Raw genomic sequence first — 15601 nt, 5'->3', positions numbered from 1 at the left:
ATCCGCCGGTACGGGATCCGCTCGTACGGAATCCGCTCGTACGGAAACGGGGAAGGCCCCGGAACCTGTCGGTTCCGGGGCCTTCCCTTCGGTGCGGGTGAGGATCACGCCTTGGTGAGGTCCTCGAGCTCCTCGTCGGACTCGCGGCCCGGGGTGGGGAGGTTGAACTTGGTGATCGCGAAGCGGAAGACCACGTAGTAGATCGCCGCGAACACGAGACCGATCGGGATGATCAGCCACGGCTTGGTCGCGAGGTTCCAGTTGAGCAGGTAGTCGATGCCGCCGGCGGAGAAGGTGAAGCCCGCGTGGACACCGAACGCCCAGGTGACGGCCATCGAGACGGCGGTCAGGACCGCGTGGATCGCGTAGAGGACCGGCGCGATGAACATGAAGGTGAACTCGATCGGCTCGGTGATACCGGTGACGAAGGAGGTCAGCGCGAGGGACACCATCATGCCCATGACGGCCTTGCGGCGCTCCGGGCGAGCGGCGTGGGCGATGGCGATGGCGGCGGCCGGCAGGCCGAACATCATGATCGGGAAGAAGCCCGACATGAAGATTCCGGCGCTCGGGTCACCGGCGAAGAAGCGGTTCAGGTCACCGTGGACGACCTCGCCGGCCGCGTTGGTGAAGTCGCCGATCTGGAACCAGGAGACGGTGTTCACGAACTGGTGCATGCCGACGGGGATCAGCGCGCGGTTGATGAGACCGAAGAGGCCGGCGCCACCGGCACCGAGGCCGGTCATCCACTCGCCGAAGTTGGAGATGCCCTCGCCGATGGGCTCCCAGACCAGACCGAACACGACGCCGACGGCGGTGCCGACGAAGGCCATGATGATCGGGACGAGACGGCGGCCGTTGAAGAAGCCGAGCCAGTCGACCAGCTTGGTGCGGTGGAACCGCTGCCACAGGACGGCGGAGAGCAGACCCATGAGGATGCCGCCGAGGACGCCCGGGTTGTTGAACGTCGCGGCGACGTCGACACCCTTGTTGGCGGTCGTGTTGACGACGGCCTCGGTGATGGGGAAGGCCTTCAGCACGTTGCTGTAGACCAGGAAGCCGACGAGCGCGGCCAGGGCGGTGGAGCCGTCCGCCTTCTTGGCGAAGCCGATGGCGACGCCGATGCAGAAGAGCAGGGGCAGGTTGTCGAAGACCGCGCCGCCGGCGGTGGCGAAGACGGAAGCGACCTTGCCCCAGCCGAGGCCGTCGGCGCCGAAGACGTCGGGCTGGCCGAGACGGAGCAAGATACCCGCGGCCGGCAGCACGGCGATCGGCAGCTGCAGGCTGCGACCGACCTTCTGCAGGCCCTGGAACAGGCCGGATCCGCGCTTCTTCGCGGGAGCGGCGGCCTGGGCGGTGGCCGTACTCATCAACTTCCTCCAGTAAGGCAAGGCGCCGCCAGGGACGTGAACACGGGGGGAGGCGACGTCTCGTGGAACGCGGTGGTCTGGACCGCGTGGTCTACACCAATGAGTGGTGTAGACCAGTTTTAGCACGTGAGACTTAGATAAGGAACCTGCGAATTTTGTGGGCTCAGCCATAGCCTGAAATGCACGACATAAGGCCCCCGGACGGTGAGGTCCGAGGGCCTTTGGCGGGGCTTACGAGGGGGGCGAAAGCCCCGAATCAGGTCACGCCTTCGTGTTGTCCCGCTCGATCTCCTCCTCCACCTCGTCGGGCTCGCGGCCCGGGGTGGGGAGGTTGAACTTGGTGATCGCGAACCTGAAGATCACGTAGTAGACGACCGCGAATCCCAGGCCGATCGGGATGATCAGCCACGGCTTCGTCGCGAGATTCCAGTTGATCACGTAGTCGATCAGACCCGCCGAGAAGCTGAAGCCGTCCTTCACGCCGAGCGACCAGGTCAGCGCCATCGAGACGCCGGTCAGCACGGCGTGGATCGCGTACAGCAGCGGGGCGATGAAGAGGAACGAGTACTCGATCGGCTCCGTGATGCCGGTGACGAACGACGTCAGCGCGACCGACAGCATCATGCCGCCGACCGCCTTGCGCCGGTGCGGCTTCGCGGTGTGGGTGATCGCGAGCGCCGCCGCCGGGAGGGCGAACATCATGATCGGGAAGAAGCCCGTCAGGAACTGCCCGGCGTTCGGGTCGCCCGCGAGGAACATGGGGATGTCGCCGTGGACCACCGTGCCGTCCGGCTTCTCGTACGTGCCGAACTGGAACCAGATCGGCACGTTCAGGAACTGGTGCAGGCCGATGACGAGCAGCGCCCGGTTCGCGACGCCGAAGATGCCCGAACCCCAGGCGCCGAGCCCGACCAGCCAGTCGCTGAAGTTCTCCAGGCCGTCACCGATCGGCGGCCAGACCCACAGGCACAGCGAGGCGAAGGCGATCGCCACGAACGTCATGATGATCGGCACGAGCCGGCGGCCGTTGAAGAAGCCCAGCCAGTCGACGAGCTTCTTCCGGTGGTACCGCTGCCAGAACCACGCGGCCATCAGGCCGATCAGGATGCCGCCGAAGACACCCGGGTTCTGGTACGTGTACCCGCTGAAGACCTGCTCGGGCGAGAGGCAGCCGCCGTTGACGTCCACCGTGCCCCCGGGGCAGGTCTCGGGGAACTGGCGCAGCACGTTGTAGTAGACGAGGAAGCCGACCACGGCCGCGAGGGCGGTCGAGCCGTCCGCCTTCTTCGCCATGCCGATGGCGACACCGATGCAGAACAGCAGCGGAAGGCCGAGACCGCCGTCGAGCAGGGCGCCGCCCGCGCCCGCCATCACCTTGGCGACGTTGTCCCAGCCGAGACCTTCCGCGCCGAACACGTCCGGCTGGCCGAGCCGGTTGATGATGCCGGCGGCCGGAAGGACGGCGATGGGGAGCTGGAGGCTGCGGCCCATCTTCTGGAGCCCCTGGAAGAGGCCGCCCCAGGACACGGACCTCTTCGGTTTCGGTGCGGCCGCGGCGCTGTCGGTACTCATCGGCGTCCTCCCTGCCCGGAACAAGCCGGGTCCGCATCTCGTTGCAGACTGGTGTAGACCAGTTGCGGTAGGCTCCGGGAACCCGCTGAGGACAGGCCGCCGGTGATCGTCATCATTCGGCAGAACGGCGGCACTCGCTCGCGAAGTTGGGCCAACCGTGGGTTACCGTGACAAAGCGGACCACAGGTGCGCCGAGATTCGCGTTCGCGCGAACGGAACGGACAGGGAGAAACACATGGCCACCAAGGCTGAGAAGATCATCGCCGGGCTCGGCGGCATCGACAACATCGAAGAGGTCGAAGGCTGCATCACCCGCCTGCGCACCGAAGTCGTCGACGCCGCCCTCGTCGACGAGGCCGCCCTGAAGGCCGCCGGCGCCCACGGAGTCGTCAAGATGGGCACCGCCATCCAGGTCGTCATCGGCACCGACGCCGACCCCATCGCCGCGGAGATCGAAGACCTCATGTGAGCGTGAGCCGCCCGCTCACCACCTGACCGAGGACCCGTTCCGGCAGGGGAACGGGCCCTCCGTCATGTCCCGCTACGCTCGTCCCATGTCTCGTATCGACGGCCGTACCCCCGAACAGCTCCGCCCCGTCACCATCGACCGCGGATGGAGCAAGCACGCCGAGGGCTCCGTCCTCATCTCCTTCGGCGACACCAAGGTCTTCTGCACCGCCTCCGTCACCGAAGGCGTCCCCCGCTGGCGCAAGGGAAGCGGCGAAGGCTGGGTCACCGGCGAGTACTCCATGCTCCCCCGCGCCACCAACACCCGCGGCGACCGCGAATCCGTCCGCGGCAAGATCGGCGGCCGCACCCACGAGATCTCCCGCCTCATCGGCCGCTCCCTGCGCGCCGTCATCGACTACAAGGCCCTCGGCGAGAACACGATCGTCCTCGACTGCGACGTCCTCCAGGCCGACGGCGGCACCCGCACCGCCGCCATCACCGGCGCCTACGTCGCCCTCGCCGACGCCGTCGCCTGGGCCCAGGGCAAGAAGCTCGTCAAGGCCGGCCGCAAGCCCCTCACCGGCACCGTCGCCGCCGTCTCCGTCGGCATCGTCGACGGCACCCCCCTCCTCGACCTCTGCTACGAAGAGGACGTCCGCGCCGACACCGACATGAACGTCGTCTGCACCGGCGACGGCCGCTTCGTCGAGGTCCAGGGCACCGCCGAGGCCGAGCCCTTCGACCGCAAGGAACTCAACGCCCTCCTCGACCTCGCCTCCGGCGGCTGCGCCGAACTCGCCGAGATCCAGCGCAAGGCCCTCGAAGGAACCCTCTGACACCTCGCTGCGTCCTGTCGGGCGGGCACCCGGATACGATCCGGGCGCCCGCCCGTCCGCTTGTACGTCCGAACGTCTCCGGAGAGGACCCGCCTTGAAGCGCCGTCTCGCACTCGCCATGGCCACGGCCGCCGCACTCACCACCGTCCTGAGCGGCTGCGGAGCCCTCGACACCGCAATGGACTGCGTCAAGACCGCCGACGCGATAGCCACGTCCGTGCAGAACCTCCAGCAGGCCGTCTCCAACGCCTCCAACGACGTCACGCAGATCGAGGAATCCCTCAACTCGATATCCACCGAGCTCGGCAACCTCAAGAACACCACCGACAACGCCGACCTCTCCAAGGCCGTCGACGACCTCACCAAGGGCGTCGACTCCGTCCGCGCAGCCGTCAAGAACGGCGACACCACCCCCGACATCACGCCGATCACCGACGCCGCCGGCGAAGTGGCCAAGGTCTGCACCCCGGGATAATCGGGCCCATGACCCGACAGCGACTGATCCTCGCCACCCGCAACGCGGGCAAGATCACGGAACTCCACGCGATCCTCGCCGACGCAGGCCTCGACCTCGAACTCGTCGGCGCGGACGCGTACCCCGACGTCCCCGACGTCAAGGAAACCGGCGTCACCTTCGCCGAGAACGCCCTCCTCAAGGCCCACGCCCTCGCCCAGGCCACCGGCCACCCCGCCGTCGCCGACGACTCCGGCCTCTGCGTCGACGTCCTGGGCGGCGCCCCCGGCATCTTCTCCGCCCGCTGGGCCGGCACCCACGGCGACGACAAGGCCAACCTCGACCTGCTCCTCGCCCAGCTCGCGGACATCGACGCCACCCACCGCGGCGCCCACTTCGCCTGCGCCGCCGCCCTCGCCCTCCCCGACGGCACCGAACGCGTCGTCGAAGGCCGGATGCGGGGCATCCTCCGCCACGCCCCCGTCGGCACGAACGGCTTCGGCTACGACCCGATCCTCCAGCCGGAGGACCACGAGGTCACCTGCGCCGAACTGACCCCGGCCCAGAAGAACGCCATCAGCCACCGGGGCAAGGCCTTCCGCGCCCTGGCGCCGGTGGTGAAGGAACTGCTGGGCTGAGGCCCGGCATGCGAACGGCCCAGCGGCACTCGGCGCGCTGGGCCGTCGTACGGTACGCCCGGTCGGATTCGAACCGACAGACACGACCACCTAAAGATCGCCGCTCAGCCCTTGGCGTACGGGCGCGTACACGTTCCCTCACTCTACCCGCCGCCCTCCCCTGCACCAGGTGTCGGTCACCGCATGGCAGTTGGGGCAGAGCAACCGCAGGTTCTCGCGCCGGTCGTCGCTCCAGTCCCCGTTGATGTGGTCGACCTCCAGCGTCATCGGCTTGCCGAGCCACTCAGGGCCGACGCCGCACCCGGCGCACTCCTCGGGTACGCCCACCTCGCTCAGCGCGCGCCGCAGCAGGTGGGTTCTCGTCCGCCGCTCTCCGCAGTGCCGTACGAGAATCTCGTCGGGCCGCCTGACCGGAGTCGGCCCCGGTTTCCCCCGCTGGTGAGCCTGACCCAGGAAGTGGGAGGTGCTGAGCCCGTCCTCCGCCACCCATTGGTGGAAGAGCGTGCGCATCTGGCCACTGGGCGGCTTGCCCAGGGCGCGCAGGGCACCCGCCACGGAGGTCGCCCCTTCGACCGCGAGGCGAAGGGCTTCCGCTGCTGGGCGAGGCGGTCGTCCGCCGCGTCGACGGTGCGGAAAGTGAGAGACGTCGATGCCGTACTGGGCGAAGCGCCGTAGCAGGTGACGACGCAGATTGCCGTACGGTCGCGTGCCCAGGAACGCGATGACCTCGTTGATGTCCGCGGATCGCGCCGCCGCCTCGGCCAGCAGCTCGCGGCTGTACCGCACGCCGGCTGTCATCCCGCACGCCTCTTGCCGCGCCCCCGGTAGCCGTCCGTCGTCGAGTGGCAGTTCGGGCAGAGGAACCGCAGGTTCTCGATCCGGTTGTTCCGCCAGTCCCCGTCGACGTGGTCGACCTCCAGGGGGAGCGGCCGGCCGAGCCAGACGGCCTTGTTGCCGCACAGGGCGCACTCCAGGCGAACGCCGGACTCCGCCATCGCCCATGCGATGCGATCGCGCGGCACGCGCCGGGTCTGCGGGCCGGTCTGCTCGACCAGCAGCGCTGCGGGTGTGCGCGGCTGCTTGGGTTCACCGCGCCGGGACGGCGGCCGGGAAGTGCGAGGTGTCGATCCCGTAGGCCTTGATGCGCCGGCTGATGTGCGCGTGCTGCCCGCCGACGACATCGATCCCCAGTCGACGCAGCACCTCGCACATGGTCGTAGAGGCGGCCGCCGCGTCCTCCAGTACCTCCCGCGTCCACCGCACCCCCTCCCGCTCGAAGTGGGACGTGTCCACCCCCAGCTTTCGCATGCGGTCGTGGAGATAGCGTCGCGAACCGCTCCTCGGGTCCACTCCCAGTCGCTCGAGCGCCTCCGTCAGCGTCCGTGCCCCTCGCGCCGCCGACTCCAGCCGGTCCTTCGTGTACGGGCTCGTCCCCATCGGGCTCCCTCCCCAGTACGGATCTCGTACGGTCTAACGAGCCGAATATCGGACGGTCACACCCGGAATGCGGAACGGCCCGCGCCGCCCTTGCGGGGGTGCGGGCCGTTTCGGCGGGGGGTGGGGTCAGATGCCCAGGTCGCGGATGATCTTGGCGACGTGGCCGGTGGCCTTGACGTTGTAGAAGGCGTGTTCGATGTTGCCGTGTTCGTCGACGACGACGGTGGAGCGGATGACGCCGGTGACGGTCTTGCCGTAGAGCTTCTTCTCGCCGAAGGCGCCGTAGGCCTCGAGGGTGGTCTTGTCGGGGTCGCCGACGAGGGTGACCTTGAGGTTCTCCTTGTCGCGGAACTTGGCGAGCTTCTCCGGCTTGTCGGGGGAGACGCCGATGACGTCGTAGCCGGCGGCGGCGAGGACGTCGAGGTTGTCGGTGAAGTCGCAGGCCTGCTTGGTGCAGCCGGGGGTGAGGGCGGCGGGGTAGAAGTAGACGATGACCTTGCGGCCCTTGTGGTCCGCGAGGGAGACCTCGTTGCCGTCCGCGTCGGGAAGGGTGAAGGCGGGGGCGGTGTCGCCGGGCTGCAGTCGCTCGCTCATGGCTGGCTCTCCTCGGAGTGTTCGCGTACGCGTTCAGAGCCTAATGGGGGTCTGGCGCGCCCCCTCGGCGCAGGAACTGACAGACTGGCCGTAATCGACTGGATACACGACTACGGAGGCAGCGCGGTGCCGGACGTCAGGACCCCTGCGCAGATCGAGGCGGACATCGTCCGCCGGCGCGAGCAGCTCGCCGTCACTCTCGACGAGATCGGCATTCGGGTGCACCCGCAGACGATCATCGGGGACGCGAAGGCCAAGGTCGCCTCGTCGGTCGACCAGACCGTCGGTCGCGCCTTCGTCGCGGTCAACCGGGTCGTGTCGGACGTGAAGGCACGTTTCACCCACGAGGACGGCACGCCCCGTCTGGAGCGGGTCGTTCCGGTGGCGCTGGCGACCGTGGCGGTCGTGGGGCTGCTCGTGGCGTCCTCGCGGAAGGGCCGGGGATGACTTCTCCCGGCTACGGGCGACACGCCCGGGCAGGTAGGTTCGGTTCGTGAGCGACAACACGCACGACAAGCTGCCCATCCGGATGCTGCACGACCGGGTCCTGGTCCGCACCGACTCTCCGGAGGGGGAGCGGCGCTCCGGCGGCGGCATCCTTATTCCGGCCACCGCCGCGGTGGGCCGCCGGCTGTCCTGGGCCGAGGTGGTCGCGGTCGGCCAGAACGTCCGTACGGTCGAGATCGGAGACCGGGTGCTGTACGACCCCGAGGACCGCGCCGAGGTGGAGGTGCGCGGCATCGCGTACGTCCTGATGCGGGAGCGGGACCTGCACGCGGTGGCCGCGGACCGGTTCCAGGGGGCTTCGGACTCGACCGGCCTGTACCTGTAGAGACGGGGATCCCTCCCGGGGCCCTGGTGACGACCGTCACCAGGGCCTTTGCGCGTTCTTTGCTAGCCTGGGGGACACCCCGACGAGACGCGCCGTACCGGGTTGACGACAAGACGACGCACCCCTGTTTCCCGTCTCGCGGAGGTGTCTCGTCATGGCCTGGGTTCTGCTCGTCGTCGCAGGTCTGCTGGAAGTCGGCTGGTCGATCGGCATGAAGTACACCGACGGCTTCACCCGGCTGTGGCCCAGTGTGTTCACGGGTGCGGGGATCGTCGCCTCCATGCTGCTGCTGTCGCAGGCGGCCAAGACGCTGCCGATCGGTACGGCGTACGGCGTGTGGGTCGGCATCGGGGCGGCCGGTGCGGCGGTGCTCGGCATGGTGGTGCTCGGTGAGCCGGCGACCGCCGCCCGGATCTTCTTCGTCTGTCTGCTGCTGGTCGCCGTGGTGGGGCTGAAGGCGACCTCGGGTCACTGACCCCGGACGGTGGTGCGCGTGGGGCGGGGGCCGCGTGAGGCGGCTTCGGGTCCCGCCTCGCCCGTCACGTACTCCTCGTCCCCGGTGTCCGGTGCCCCGGTGTCCGGTGCGCCCGTGGTGTCCGGTGCGCCCGTGGCGTCCGGCACCGGCGGTACGGCCGGCATCTCCTCCGCTCCGGGCATCAGTCGGAGGTCGAAGTCCTTGGGCGGGGTGCCGGCCAGCGCGTTCCGGGTGAACTGGCCCCAGATCGCGGCGGGCGGTCCACCTCCGCTGACGCGGGGCAGTCCGAGGGCGCCGTAGAGGGGTTCCTGGTGGCCGGATTCGGGGTCCTGGCCCATGAGGGCGACGACCGTGGCGAGTTCGGGCGTGTAGCCGGCGAACCAGGCGGCCTTGTCGTCCTCGGCGGTGCCGGTCTTGCCGGCGGCGGGGCGTCCGGCGGTCTGGGCGGCGGTGCCGGTGCCGGCCTCGACGACGCTGCGGAGGATGGACGTGGTGGTGTCGGCGGCCTCCCGGCTGACGGCCTGCCGGGCCGTTCCGTCGGGCAGGACGAGTTCCCGGCCGCCCCGGGTGACGGCGGAGACGAGGGTGTACGTGCCGTGCCGTCCGTGCGCGGCGAGGGTCGCGTACGCCGCCGCCATGTCGAGGACGCTCGCGGTGGCGGGGCCGAGGGCGATGGAGGGGGAGGCGGTGAGGTCGGGGGTGGAGCGGGGCACGCCGAGGGCGATGGCGGTCCGCCGGACGTGCGTGGGGCCGACGTCCACCGCCATCTGGGCGTACACGGCGTTCACGGACAGGTTGGTGGCGGCGCCGACGGCGATCTCGCCGTAGCTGGCGTCGTCCTCGTTGGCGGGGTCGTAGAGGGCGCCGTTCCAGCCTTCCACCGGGCGGCGGTTGGTGCCGTCGTAGAGGGTGTAGGGGGTGATGGGGAGGCCCTGCTGGGTCTGGGCGCCGCTCTGTACGGCCGCGGTGAAGACGAACGGCTTGAAGGTGGAGCCGACCTGGTAGTCGCGGCGGGTGGCGTTGTTGACGTACTGCTGGGTGTAGTCGATGCCGCCGTAGAGGGCGAGGACCCTGCCGGTGCCGGGGTCGACGGCGGCGGCTCCGACGCGGACGTAGCGGTCGGCGGGGGCGCGGGCCGGGTCGAGGCGGGACGTGACCTGGTCCTCGACGGCCTGGACGAGGGCGTCCTGCTTGGCCGGTTCCAGGGTGGTGGTGATGCGGAAGCCACCGCCGGCGAGGGTCTTCTCGTCGACGATCCCGTGGTCGGTCAGGTACTCCTCGACGGCTTGGACGAGGTAGCCGCGCTGGCCGGAGAGGGCGGTGGCGGGGCGGGCGGTCTGGGGGGCGGGGAAGCGGGCGGCGGCGCGGGCGGCGGGGTCGAGCCAGCCTTCGCCGACCATGCCGTCGAGGACGTAGTTCCAGCGGGCGACGGCGGTGGCCCGGTTCTCGGGGTGGGTGGTGACGTCGTAGGCGCTGGGGGCTTTGAGGAGGGAGGCGAGGTAGGCGCCCTCGGCGGTGTCGAGGCGGTCGACGTCCTTGCCGTAGTAGGCGCGGGCGGCGGCCTGGACGCCGTACGCGTTCCGGCCGAAGTAGCTGGTGTTGAGGTAGCCCTCGAGGATCTCGTCCTTGCTCTTCTCGCGGCCGAGCTTGATCGCGATGAAGAACTCCTTGGCCTTGCGGGTGAGGGTCTGCTCCTGGCCGAGGTAGTAGTTCTTCACGTACTGCTGGGTGATGGTGGAGCCGGACTGGCGGCCCTTGCCGGTGACGGTGTTCCAGGCGGCGCGGAGCATGGCCTTGGGGTCGACGGCCCGCGAGGTGTGGAAGTCGCGGTCCTCGGCGGCGAGGACGGCCCGCCGGACGGTGAGCGGCACCTGGCCGAGGGGGACGTTCTCCCGGTTGACCTCGCCGTCGCGGGCGAGGGGGCTGCCGTCGCGGTAGAGGTAGACGTTGGACTGGGCGACGGCGGCGGCGTTGGCGGGCGGGATCTCCACCAGGAGGTAGCCGGCGGCGAACGCGCCGGCGAGCAGCAGCGTGCCCAGCAGGAGCAGCCCGAAGAGGGTCCGCAGGAAGCGGCGGACGCCGCCGGGGCGCCGGGGGCGGCGGCGTCGTCGTTCCGGCCGCTCGTCCGGTCGCGGGGCGGGGAGGGTGGGGTCCCTCGGCTCCCAGCTTGCTTCCCGGTCCGGGCGGGATGGCCGGGGGGTGTCGCTCGTACCTGAGGAAGGGGACATGGCATCACATACTGCACGGAACGGGACGAAACTCCCGAACGCGACCCGAACCTGACGCGAAATCCGCTCGCGGTGCCCCGCCGCGCACCGCTAGGGTCGTGCGCTTCGCTGTCATTCGTGCCGAAAGGTGCGTACCGAAACGTAAGTGCTGAAAGGTGCGTGCCGAAGGTGCGCACCGGGAGGGAGCTTCATGCTGCGGCTGTACGCGACGGTGGCCGCGGGCGGCTTCCGGCGCCACGCCACGTACCGGGTGGCGACGCTGGCGGGGGTGTTCACCAACAGCGTCTTCGGCTTCATCCTGTCGTACACGTACATCGCCCTCTGGGACGAACGGCCGCAGCTCGGCGGCTACTCGATGGACGACGCCCTCGCCTACGTGTGGATCGGGCAGGGGCTGCTCACCGTCTGCGGACTGATGGGCGGCGGCTTCGAGGACGAGCTGATCGAGCGGATCAGGACGGGCGACATCGCGGTCGACCTGTACCGCCCCGCCGACCTCCAGGCCTGGTGGTTCTCGGCCAACGCCGGCCGGTCCGCCTACCAGCTCCTCGGCCGCGGCGTCGCCCCGATGGTGTTCGGCGCACTCGTCTTCGGCTTCACCCTGCCCTCCGGTCCCGGCGGCTGGCTGGCGTTCCTGGTGGCGGTGGCGCTCGGCTCGGTCGTCGGCTTCGCGATCTGGTACGCGGTGGCGATGAGCGCCTTCTGGTTCCTCGACGGCCAGGGCGTGGTGCAGGTCGCCTGGCTCGGCGGCCTCTTCTTCTCCGGCATGCTCCTCCCCCTCAACGTCTTCCCCGGCACCCTCGGCGAGATCGCCCGCCTGCTGCCCTGGGCCTCCCTCCTCCAGGTCCCCGCCGACGTGTACCTCGGCCGCTACGAGGGCCGGGCACTCGCCGGCGCGTACGCCTTCCAGGGCTGCTGGGCCCTGGTCCTGCTCGGCGCGGGCCGGGCGGCACAGGCGGCGGCGACCCGGAAGGTGGTGGTCCAGGGTGGCTGAGCACCTCCGGACGGGTGCCGCTTCGCACCCGCCCCGGGCGGCGGCCGAGTCCCCGGACCGTTCCCCGTCCCCGTCCCCGTCCCCGTCCCCGTCCCCGTCCCCGTCCCCGTCCCCGTCCCCGTCCCCGTCTCCGTACACACCCCCATCCCCACCCCCACCCCCATCCCCGTTCCCGTACGCGTCCCGGCCGGTGGTCGACTCCCTCCGCACGTACCGCATGGTCGCCGGCATGTGGATCCGCTCGACGATGACCTACCGGGCGTCCTTCGCGCTGACCGTGTTCACCAGCTTCTGCGTCACCTTCTTCGACTTCGTCGTCATCCTGCTGATGTTCGGTCAGGTCGAGGGCCTCGGCGGGTTCTCGTTCGCGGAGGTCGCCCTCCTGTACGGGCTGACGGGCACGTCGTTCGGGATCGCGGACCTCACGATGGGCTCGCTCCAGCGGATGGGGAGACGGGTCAGGGACGGTTCGCTCGACACGTTCCTGATGCGGCCGGCGCCCCTGCTCGCGCAGGTGGCGGCGGACAAGTTCGCGCTGCGGCGGTTCGGCCGGGTCGCACAGGGGCTGATGGTCCTGGTGTGGGCCCTGGTGCTGCTCGACGTGGAGTGGACGCCGGTGAAGGCGGCGCTGCTGCCGGTGACCCTGGTGTGCGGTGCGGTGATCTTCGCCGCGGTGATGGTGCTCGGGGCGTCGGCGCTGTTCCTGATGCAGGACGCGGCGGAGGTCACGAACTCGTTCACGTACGGCGGGAACACGCTCCTCCAATACCCGCCGACGATCTTCGCGCAGGAGCTGGTGCGGGGGGTCGTGTACGTCGTGCCGCTCGCGTTCGTGAACTGGCTGCCCGCCCTGCACCTCCTCGGCCGGCCGGCCCCCGCGGGCGTGCCGGACGCGGCGGCGTTCGCGTCGCCGCTGGTCGCCGCCGTCTGCTGCGCGGTCGCGGGCCTCGCCTGGCGCGCCGGCGTCCGCTCGTACCGATCGACAGGAAGCTGAGGTCAGGGGCATGCCCTTCATCGAGTTGGACGAGGTCGAGAAGACCTTCACGGTCCGCCGCAAGGCCGGCCTGTTCCGCCGGGAGAAGCGGGAGGTCCGGGCGGTCGACGGGATCGGCTTCGGCGTGGAGCGGGGCGAGATGGTCGGCTACATCGGCCCCAACGGCGCCGGGAAGTCGACCACGATCAAGATGCTGACCGGCATCCTCACCCCCACCGGCGGCCGGCTGCGGGTCGCCGGCATCGACCCGGCGCGCGAACGCACCCGGCTCGCCCAGCGGATAGGGGTGGTCTTCGGCCAGCGCACCACCCTCTGGTGGGACCTGCCGCTGAGGGACTCGTACCGGCTGATGCACCGCATGTACCGCATCCCCGACGCCCGCTACCGCGAGAACCTCGACCGCTGCGTCGACCTCCTCGACCTCGGCGAACTGCTCGACGTCCCGGTCCGCCAGCTCTCCCTCGGCCAGCGGATGCGCGGCGACATCGCGGCGGCCCTCCTGCACGACCCCGACGTGCTCTACCTCGACGAGCCGACGATCGGCCTCGACGTCGTCTCCAAGGTGCGGGTGAGGGACTTCCTGCGCGAGTTGAACGCGACCCGGGGCACCACGGTGCTGCTGACCACCCACGACCTCACCGACATCGAGCAGCTCTGCTCCCGCGTCATGGTCATCGACCACGGGCGGCTGATGTACGACGGTGAACTCGCCGGCCTGCACGCCGTCGGCGAGAGCGAACGCCTCCTCGTCGTCGACCTGGAGCGCGAGCTCCCCCCGATCACCGACGTGCCCGGCGCCCGCTTCGTACGCGCGGACGGCCCCCGCCAATGGCTCGCCTTCCCGGCCGGCGCCTCCGCCGCCCCGCTGGTCGCCGCGGTCGCCGCCGGCCATCCCCTCGTCGACCTCTCGGTGCGGGAGCCGGACATCGAGGCGGTGATCGCGAAGATGTACGGGGGAACTCGGGACGAGCGCCGGGAGTCCCTGATGTAGGAGGTCGAGTGCATTGGTGAGTTTCTCGTACACGGCGGCGGACGAGGAGAAGAGCAGAGGCGTCCGGCGGATGAAAACGCTGGCGACGTCCCTGCTCGTCGGCGTGGCCCTGGTCTACGCCCTCGCGACCTGGGCCCACCACGCGGGCTGGGGCGCCTGGACGGGCTACGTCGCCGCGGCGGCCGAGGCCGGCATGGTCGGCGCCCTGGCGGACTGGTTCGCCGTCACCGCGCTCTTCCGGCGGCCCCTGGGCCTGCCCATCCCCCACACGGCGATCATCCCCACCAAGAAGGACCAGCTCGGCGCCTCACTCGGCTCCTTCGTCGGCGAGAACTTCCTCTCCGCCGACGTCGTACGGGGCCGGCTGCACGCCTTCGGCATCGCCCGCCGCCTCGGCGGCTGGCTCGCGGAACCCGCCCACGCGGACCGCGTCACGGCCGAACTCTCCACGGCGCTGCGCGGCGCGCTGACGGTCCTGCGCGACGCGGACGTCCAAGCGGTCGTCGGCGAGGCGATCACCCGTCGGGCGGAGGCCGCGGAGATCGCCCCCGGCCTCGGCAAGACCCTGGAGAAGATCGTGTCGGACGGCGCCCACCACCGGGCCGTCGACCTCGTCTGCACCCGCGCCCACGACTGGCTCGTCACCCACGGCGACTCCGTCATGGACGCCGTCCAGGGCGGCGCGCCCGGCTGGACGCCCCGCTTCGTCGACCGGCGCATCGGCGAACGCGTCTACAAGGAGCTCCTGCGCTTCGTCACGGAGATGCGCGACATGCCCGGCCACCCCGCCCGCGGGGCCATCGACCGCTTCCTCGCCGACTTCGCCGCCGACCTCCAGGCCGACACCGACACCCGCGCCCGCGTCGAACGCCTGAAGTCCGACCTCCTCGCCCGCCCGGAAGTCCAGGACATCATCGCCTCCGCCTGGTCCTCCGTCCGCAACCTCATCATCGCCGCCGCCGAGGACGACCACAGCCAACTCCGCCTCCGCGCCCGCGCCTCCCTCATCTCCCTCGGCAAGCGCCTCGCCACCGACGCCCGCCTCCAGTCGAAGGTCGAAGGCTGGGCCGAAGACGCCGCCGCCTACCTCGTCACCACCTACCGCGACGAGATCACCTCCCTCATCACCGACACCGTCGCCGGCTGGGACGCCGTCCAGACCTCCCGCAAGATCGAAGCCAACATCGGCCGCGACCTCCAGTTCATCCGCATCAACGGCACGGTCGTGGGCGCCCTCGCCGGCCTCCTCATCTACACCGTCAGCCACGCGGCAGGCGCCTGACACCGCAGTCCGAGCGAGTCGGCCCTTCCGGCGGGTGACGGCCGGGTACGGGATCAGCTCTTCCCGCGGGTCACGGCCCAGGAGGCGACGGCCATGCCTCCGGCGACGGAGAACACCGCGGGCCAGGCCCCGATCTTCTTCGCGAGGGGATGGGACCCGGCGAACGCCGCGACGTACGCGGTGCCGAGCCCGGCAGCCACCTTCGCCCCACCGACCTGCCGCCACTCCCGAGCGGCCACCCCACCGGCTGCGGCGAGCACCACCCCACCAAGCGGCCGCTTCTTCGTCCACCGAGCAACGGCATACCCCCCGACGAGCCCGGCAGCGGCTACGGCGGAGGAGGGGATACGGGACATGGCGGTGCCTTTCGGGTCGCTGGATTTCCTCCGAGCGTAGGGCACGGCGAATCGGCGCCGAATGGCACTCCCGCTTGACGACCGCGTCACAATGGCCG

Annotated in this window: 17 protein-coding genes, 1 tRNA gene, 1 pseudogene and 1 riboswitch; of the genes and pseudogenes, 11 read left to right on the top strand and 8 right to left on the bottom strand. The window is 70.4% G+C overall.

Annotated elements, in window-relative coordinates; all coding sequences use genetic code 11:
- Nucleotides 1-104 precede the first annotated feature (104 nt).
- Together ACFCY7_RS00700 and ACFCY7_RS00695 are read right to left on the bottom strand one after the other, a co-directional pair.
- Complete coding sequence (locus ACFCY7_RS00700; protein ID WP_367823984.1) at nucleotides 105-1370, bottom strand: PTS transporter subunit EIIC; 1266 nt, start codon at nucleotides 1368-1370, stop codon at nucleotides 105-107.
- Between the two features lie 261 nt (nucleotides 1371-1631).
- Entirely contained in the window at nucleotides 1632-2942 is a 1311-nt protein-coding gene (locus ACFCY7_RS00695; RefSeq protein ID WP_376480259.1) for a PTS transporter subunit EIIC, read from the bottom strand.
- A gap of 196 nt (nucleotides 2943-3138) precedes the next feature.
- On the opposite strand from ACFCY7_RS00695, the gene ACFCY7_RS00690 reads away from it, so the two are divergent.
- The 4 genes from ACFCY7_RS00690 (at nucleotide 3139) to rdgB (ending at nucleotide 5320) form a co-directional block, all read left to right on the top strand.
- A complete protein-coding gene (locus tag ACFCY7_RS00690) occupies nucleotides 3139-3411 on the top strand; it encodes a glucose PTS transporter subunit EIIB (RefSeq protein ID WP_376480285.1) in 273 nt (90 codons plus the stop codon).
- 85 nt (nucleotides 3412-3496) lie between these two features.
- Nucleotides 3497-4228, top strand: coding sequence for a ribonuclease PH (gene rph, locus ACFCY7_RS00685; RefSeq protein WP_376480258.1), 732 nt, complete (start codon nucleotides 3497-3499; stop codon nucleotides 4226-4228).
- Nucleotides 4229-4346: 118 nt separating this feature from the next.
- Nucleotides 4347-4703 (top strand): hypothetical protein, encoded by a 357-nt coding sequence (locus ACFCY7_RS00680; RefSeq protein ID WP_376480284.1) that lies wholly within the window; start codon nucleotides 4347-4349, stop codon nucleotides 4701-4703.
- An 8-nt stretch (nucleotides 4704-4711) separates the two neighbouring features.
- Complete coding sequence (gene rdgB, locus ACFCY7_RS00675) at nucleotides 4712-5320, top strand: RdgB/HAM1 family non-canonical purine NTP pyrophosphatase (protein WP_376480257.1); 609 nt, start codon at nucleotides 4712-4714, stop codon at nucleotides 5318-5320.
- A gap of 53 nt (nucleotides 5321-5373) precedes the next feature.
- Here the strand turns inward: rdgB and ACFCY7_RS00670 are convergent.
- The 4 genes and pseudogenes from ACFCY7_RS00670 to bcp form a co-directional block, all read right to left on the bottom strand.
- Nucleotides 5374-5446 (bottom strand) — tRNA-Leu (locus ACFCY7_RS00670).
- 12 nt (nucleotides 5447-5458) lie between these two features.
- Nucleotides 5459-6118 carry an HNH endonuclease gene (locus ACFCY7_RS00665; protein WP_376480256.1) on the bottom strand — a complete coding sequence of 220 codons (660 nt, stop codon included), beginning with the start codon at nucleotides 6116-6118 and terminating at the stop codon, nucleotides 5459-5461.
- Nucleotides 6115-6757, bottom strand: a pseudogene (locus ACFCY7_RS00660) (HNH endonuclease). The gene ACFCY7_RS00665 and the pseudogene ACFCY7_RS00660 overlap by 4 nt, the downstream one beginning before the upstream one ends.
- Nucleotides 6758-6883: 126 nt before the next feature.
- The gene (gene bcp, locus ACFCY7_RS00655) at nucleotides 6884-7351 is read right to left on the bottom strand and encodes a thioredoxin-dependent thiol peroxidase (RefSeq protein ID WP_376480255.1); all 468 of its coding nucleotides are present in this window, start codon (nucleotides 7349-7351) and stop codon (nucleotides 6884-6886) included.
- A 126-nt stretch (nucleotides 7352-7477) separates the two neighbouring features.
- On the opposite strand from bcp, the gene ACFCY7_RS00650 reads away from it, so the two are divergent.
- The 3 genes from ACFCY7_RS00650 (at nucleotide 7478) to ACFCY7_RS00640 (ending at nucleotide 8658) form a co-directional block, all read left to right on the top strand.
- Nucleotides 7478-7798, top strand: coding sequence for a DUF3618 domain-containing protein (locus tag ACFCY7_RS00650; RefSeq protein WP_376480254.1), 321 nt, complete (start codon nucleotides 7478-7480; stop codon nucleotides 7796-7798).
- A 46-nt stretch (nucleotides 7799-7844) separates the two neighbouring features.
- Nucleotides 7845-8183: a GroES family chaperonin gene (locus tag ACFCY7_RS00645; protein WP_376480253.1), complete on the top strand. Its 339-nt coding sequence runs from the start codon at nucleotides 7845-7847 to the stop codon at nucleotides 8181-8183.
- A gap of 49 nt (nucleotides 8184-8232) precedes the next feature.
- Nucleotides 8233-8306, top strand: a riboswitch (guanidine-III (ykkC-III) riboswitch).
- Between the two features lie 31 nt (nucleotides 8307-8337).
- Entirely contained in the window at nucleotides 8338-8658 is a 321-nt protein-coding gene (locus ACFCY7_RS00640; protein ID WP_015033851.1) for a multidrug efflux SMR transporter, read from the top strand.
- Here the strand turns inward: ACFCY7_RS00640 and ACFCY7_RS00635 are convergent.
- Nucleotides 8652-10886: a transglycosylase domain-containing protein gene (locus ACFCY7_RS00635; RefSeq protein ID WP_376480252.1), complete on the bottom strand. Its 2235-nt coding sequence runs from the start codon at nucleotides 10884-10886 to the stop codon at nucleotides 8652-8654. The genes ACFCY7_RS00640 and ACFCY7_RS00635 overlap by 7 nt on opposite strands.
- 193 nt (nucleotides 10887-11079) lie before the next feature.
- Between ACFCY7_RS00635 and ACFCY7_RS00630 the strand changes: the two genes are divergently transcribed.
- The 4 genes from ACFCY7_RS00630 (at nucleotide 11080) to ACFCY7_RS00615 (ending at nucleotide 15147) form a co-directional block, all read left to right on the top strand.
- Nucleotides 11080-11880, top strand: a complete 801-nt coding sequence (locus ACFCY7_RS00630; protein ID WP_376480283.1) for an ABC transporter permease — start codon at nucleotides 11080-11082, stop codon at nucleotides 11878-11880.
- A gap of 217 nt (nucleotides 11881-12097) precedes the next feature.
- Entirely contained in the window at nucleotides 12098-12874 is a 777-nt protein-coding gene (locus ACFCY7_RS00625; RefSeq protein ID WP_376480282.1) for an ABC transporter permease, read from the top strand.
- Between the two features lie 10 nt (nucleotides 12875-12884).
- Nucleotides 12885-13865: an ATP-binding cassette domain-containing protein gene (locus tag ACFCY7_RS00620; protein ID WP_376480251.1), complete on the top strand. Its 981-nt coding sequence runs from the start codon at nucleotides 12885-12887 to the stop codon at nucleotides 13863-13865.
- 13 nt (nucleotides 13866-13878) lie between these two features.
- On the top strand, nucleotides 13879-15147 hold the full coding sequence (locus ACFCY7_RS00615; RefSeq protein ID WP_376480250.1) for a DUF445 domain-containing protein: 1269 nt from the start codon (nucleotides 13879-13881) through the stop codon (nucleotides 15145-15147).
- A 53-nt stretch (nucleotides 15148-15200) separates the two neighbouring features.
- Here ACFCY7_RS00615 and ACFCY7_RS00610 read toward each other — a convergent pair whose 3' ends face one another.
- Nucleotides 15201-15503: a hypothetical protein gene (locus tag ACFCY7_RS00610; protein WP_376480249.1), complete on the bottom strand. Its 303-nt coding sequence runs from the start codon at nucleotides 15501-15503 to the stop codon at nucleotides 15201-15203.
- Between the last annotated feature and the right edge of the window lie 98 nt (nucleotides 15504-15601).

The sequence above is a fragment of the Streptomyces sp. NPDC056361 genome, assembly GCF_042262805.1.
GTDB lineage: Bacteria > Actinomycetota > Actinomycetes > Streptomycetales > Streptomycetaceae > Streptomyces.
Note: the sequence above shows the minus strand (reverse complement) of the source record. Positions and strands in the feature narration are given on the sequence as shown.

Coding starts and splice junctions, on each gene's coding strand:
- ACFCY7_RS00700 (WP_367823984.1), bottom strand. CDS start 1,370: ATGAGTACGGCCACCGCCCAGGCCGCCGCTCCCGCGAAGAAGCGCGGA.
- ACFCY7_RS00695 (WP_376480259.1), bottom strand. CDS start 2,942: ATGAGTACCGACAGCGCCGCGGCCGCACCGAAACCGAAGAGGTCCGTG.
- rph (WP_376480258.1), top strand. CDS start 3,497: ATGTCTCGTATCGACGGCCGTACCCCCGAACAGCTCCGCCCCGTCACC.
- ACFCY7_RS00680 (WP_376480284.1), top strand. CDS start 4,347: ATGGCCACGGCCGCCGCACTCACCACCGTCCTGAGCGGCTGCGGAGCC.
- rdgB (WP_376480257.1), top strand. CDS start 4,712: ATGACCCGACAGCGACTGATCCTCGCCACCCGCAACGCGGGCAAGATC.
- ACFCY7_RS00665 (WP_376480256.1), bottom strand. CDS start 6,118: ATGACAGCCGGCGTGCGGTACAGCCGCGAGCTGCTGGCCGAGGCGGCG.
- bcp (WP_376480255.1), bottom strand. CDS start 7,351: ATGAGCGAGCGACTGCAGCCCGGCGACACCGCCCCCGCCTTCACCCTT.
- ACFCY7_RS00640 (WP_015033851.1), top strand. CDS start 8,338: ATGGCCTGGGTTCTGCTCGTCGTCGCAGGTCTGCTGGAAGTCGGCTGG.
- ACFCY7_RS00635 (WP_376480252.1), bottom strand. CDS start 10,886: ATGTCCCCTTCCTCAGGTACGAGCGACACCCCCCGGCCATCCCGCCCG.
- ACFCY7_RS00625 (WP_376480282.1), top strand. CDS start 12,098: ATGGTCGCCGGCATGTGGATCCGCTCGACGATGACCTACCGGGCGTCC.
- ACFCY7_RS00620 (WP_376480251.1), top strand. CDS start 12,885: ATGCCCTTCATCGAGTTGGACGAGGTCGAGAAGACCTTCACGGTCCGC.
- ACFCY7_RS00610 (WP_376480249.1), bottom strand. CDS start 15,503: ATGTCCCGTATCCCCTCCTCCGCCGTAGCCGCTGCCGGGCTCGTCGGG.